This is a genomic window from Pseudomonas sp. K5002 (assembly GCF_013386655.1).
Classification (GTDB): Bacteria; Pseudomonadota; Gammaproteobacteria; order Pseudomonadales; family Pseudomonadaceae; genus Aquipseudomonas.
Genome location: NZ_JACARK010000250.1, coordinates 1 through 2,931, shown reverse-complemented (window position 1 = coordinate 2,931; position 2,931 = coordinate 1). Strand labels below are relative to the sequence as shown.

Sequence of the window (2,931 nt, the reverse complement as noted above, 5' to 3'; positions counted from 1 at the left end):
CGGTGGAGATGCTGCCGACCGCCGCCAACGACCCATTGCTGGCCGGCCTGCCGATGCCCAAGGGCCTGGATCAAATCGTGCTGAGCCACACCGCTGCCGAAAAGCTCGGGGCAAAGGCCGGGGATTGGCTGGAGGCGAGTTTTGGGCGCCAGGTGGCGGGGCGCATCGAGTCGCAACGCCTGCGGGTTCAAGTGCTGCAGGTAGCGCCGCTGGAAGCCTTCGCCCGGGATGGATTGTTTGCACCCTTGGGCTTGCTGGAAGCAGCGGAAGATTATCGCGATGGCCGCGCGGTGCCGGCGTTTGGCTGGGACGGCGATGCGGTGGGCGTCAGCGAGCAACGGGTATACCCGGCGTTCCGTTTGTATGCGCGGCGCCTGGTGGATGTGGAGCCGCTGCGGGTGTATTTCGCCGGGCAGAATCTGTTGGTGTCGACCCAGGCCCAGACCATCGCTCAGGTGCAGTCGTTGAGCCGCAACCTGTCGATCGTGTTCTGGATCATCGCCGGGCTGGCGTTGGCGGGCGCGTTTGCCGCGATCTTTGCCGGGGCGCTGGCGTCGGTTGCACGCAAGCGTCGGGAGCTGTCGGTATTGCGGCTGTTGGGGTTTTCCACCGCCGGGTTGTTGCTGTTTGTGGTGTTGCAGGCGCTCTACAGCGCGGGGTTTGCCGCTGTATTGAGTGGGCTTTTATATGGCTTGGCAGAGTCCGGCCTGAACCAATTATTCGTGCAGGTGCCGGGCGAATACGCCAGTCACCTGCTGGCGCGTCACTACGGCCTGGCCCTGGCAGCTGTCCTCGGCGTCAGCGCCGTGGCGGCGGCGTGTGGCGGTTGGCGTGTGGCGCGTATCCAGGCTTCTGAAGGAATCAGAGATGTATAAGTTACTGGGCGCCGCCATGGCGCTGACCCTGTCCTGCGTGGCCTGGGCCGATGAGGCGAGCGACAAGCTGGACAACCCCAAGCCGTTGCCGGATGACGTCAGCCTGCCGCTGCCCTGCGAAGGCAACATGGTGTTCCGCTATGCCTACGTGCTGGCCCAGGGCACCCTGGATGACCGCGAGATCAGCCTCGGCTACCCGTTCAGCGAAGGTGAAGCGGGCTATCAGCAGTCGTTCATTTCCGGTTATCGCCGCGACTTCATCAACGGCCAGTTCACCCTCAAGGACCTGCCCAAGGACTGGAACAAGGTCATTGCGCCGCTGATGCCGAAGACCGACGCCAAGACCCCGCTCAAGCCGATGCTGTACTTCATCGGCAAGTACGAAGTCACTGCGCGGCAATATGCGCAGGTCATGTCCCAGGCGCAATCCCTGGCCAGCGGCGAACCCGCCCCGGCGTGTGATGTGCCTACCGGGATGGCGGCGCGCTTGCCCAAGGTCAAGCTGTCGCGCTTTGAAGCCGAACGTTTCTCGGCGGTGTACAGCGCCTGGTTGATGAAATACCACCGCGAGCTGTTGCCGGTGAGTGGTCGCGGTGCTTCGGCAGATGACGGCGGGCTGGGCTTTGTGCGCCTGCCTACCGAAGTGGAGTGGGAGTTTGCCGCGCGCGGTGGCCAGGCGGTCAGCCGTCAGGACCTTGAAGGCCGGCTGTTTCCACGGCGTACCGAGGGCAGCGAAAGCGATGGTCCCCTTGCCGATTACGCGGTGTTCAATCAGGTCGCCGGTGGCACCGGCCAGGCCGCACGGCTGATGCCCATTGGCACCAAGCTGCCCAACCCGATCGGCATGTTCGATGTGATCGGCAACGCAGCGGAAATGGTCCAGGAGTCCTTTCAACTGGTGCACGCCGGGCGTCGCCAGGGCACCTATGGTGGGTTCGTGGTCAAGGGCGGCAACTACCTGGAAGGCGAGGGCACGCTGTTCACCGGCATGCGCCGCGAGTACCCGTTGTTCGCCGCCGACGGTACCGAACAAAGCAACGAGACCACCGGCTTTCGCGTGGCGATTGGCGCCTTGTCGGCACCGCGTTCGCGCTACAAGGAACTGTTCGCCCAGTGGCAGAAGGAAGGTCGCCTGGCCTCGCTGACCGATGCCATCGACGACGCCCAGGACCCGACCAAGCGCCTGGACAGCATCATCGCCGCCAGCGTCGACCCGCGCCTGCAAGCGGAGCTCGGCCTGGTCAACGAAGAGCTCAAGCGCAACGTCTCGCTGATCGCCCAGCAGCGCGAAGAAGCGGCCGGCAACCTGATTCAGTCCGCGGCCCTGGTGGCCGAGACCATCAACAACTACAACATCCGCCTGATCAATTTGCAGAAGAGCCGCCAGCAGGCCATCGACGCCAAGGACGAGGCCAGCGCGCAGCTGTTCGCCACGGCGATCACCAATGGGCGCAGTGCGCTGGACGGCGCGGTGGCGATCTACATCGACAACCTGGCCACCGGCACGCGCTACACCGATGCGGTGATCCAGGCGCAGTTTCAACGGATCAAGGAAGAGTTGGATCGCAAGCCGGTACTGGGCAAGAGCCTGGTGACGCGTGCGACGTTATTCGTTCGCCATGTGGGCAACTACCGCAAGCAACAGCGGGCCGACCCGGCGACGATTTTGAAGGAATTGCTCGCAGCGAGCGGTCAGCGGTCTTGACCGCTGGTTGTACAGCGAGCTTGGAAGGGACTCAGGCGGCGGTGGGCCGCGCTGGGCAAGTCAAACTTAAAAGAGAACACAACGATGATTTTTTCCCGTAAGGCGGTTTCCAAGCGTCATCTGCTGCTGATTGCCGCAGGCTTCAGCACGGTGCTGACCGGTTGCGCAACGTCGCCGACCAACAAGGTCGCCTCGACCACCAAGGTCGAGTACTACCCGAACTGCTACGAGCCGGTGCAGCACCTGCGTGCTACCGATTCGGACCTGACCAAGTCGGTGGTCACCGGCGCCGCCCTGGGTGCGGCCGGTGGTGCATTGCTGGGCGCCTTGACCGGCGACTCCGACAAGCGC

Annotated in this window: 2 protein-coding genes and 1 pseudogene; all 3 read left to right on the top strand. The window is 64.0% G+C overall.

Going from position 1 to position 2,931, the window contains the following annotated elements; translation table 11 throughout:
* The coding region (locus HX846_RS13205) for an ABC transporter permease (protein WP_178965526.1) at positions 1-875 on the top strand (875 nt) is incomplete at its 5' end.
* Entirely contained in the window at positions 868-2,580 is a 1,713-nt protein-coding gene (locus HX846_RS13200) for an SUMF1/EgtB/PvdO family nonheme iron enzyme (RefSeq protein WP_003213313.1), read from the top strand. The genes HX846_RS13205 and HX846_RS13200, both read left to right, overlap by 8 nt.
* A gap of 84 nt (positions 2,581-2,664) precedes the next feature.
* Positions 2,665-2,931 (top strand): annotated as a pseudogene (locus HX846_RS13195) (type VI secretion-associated lipoprotein TagQ); the annotation flags it as partial.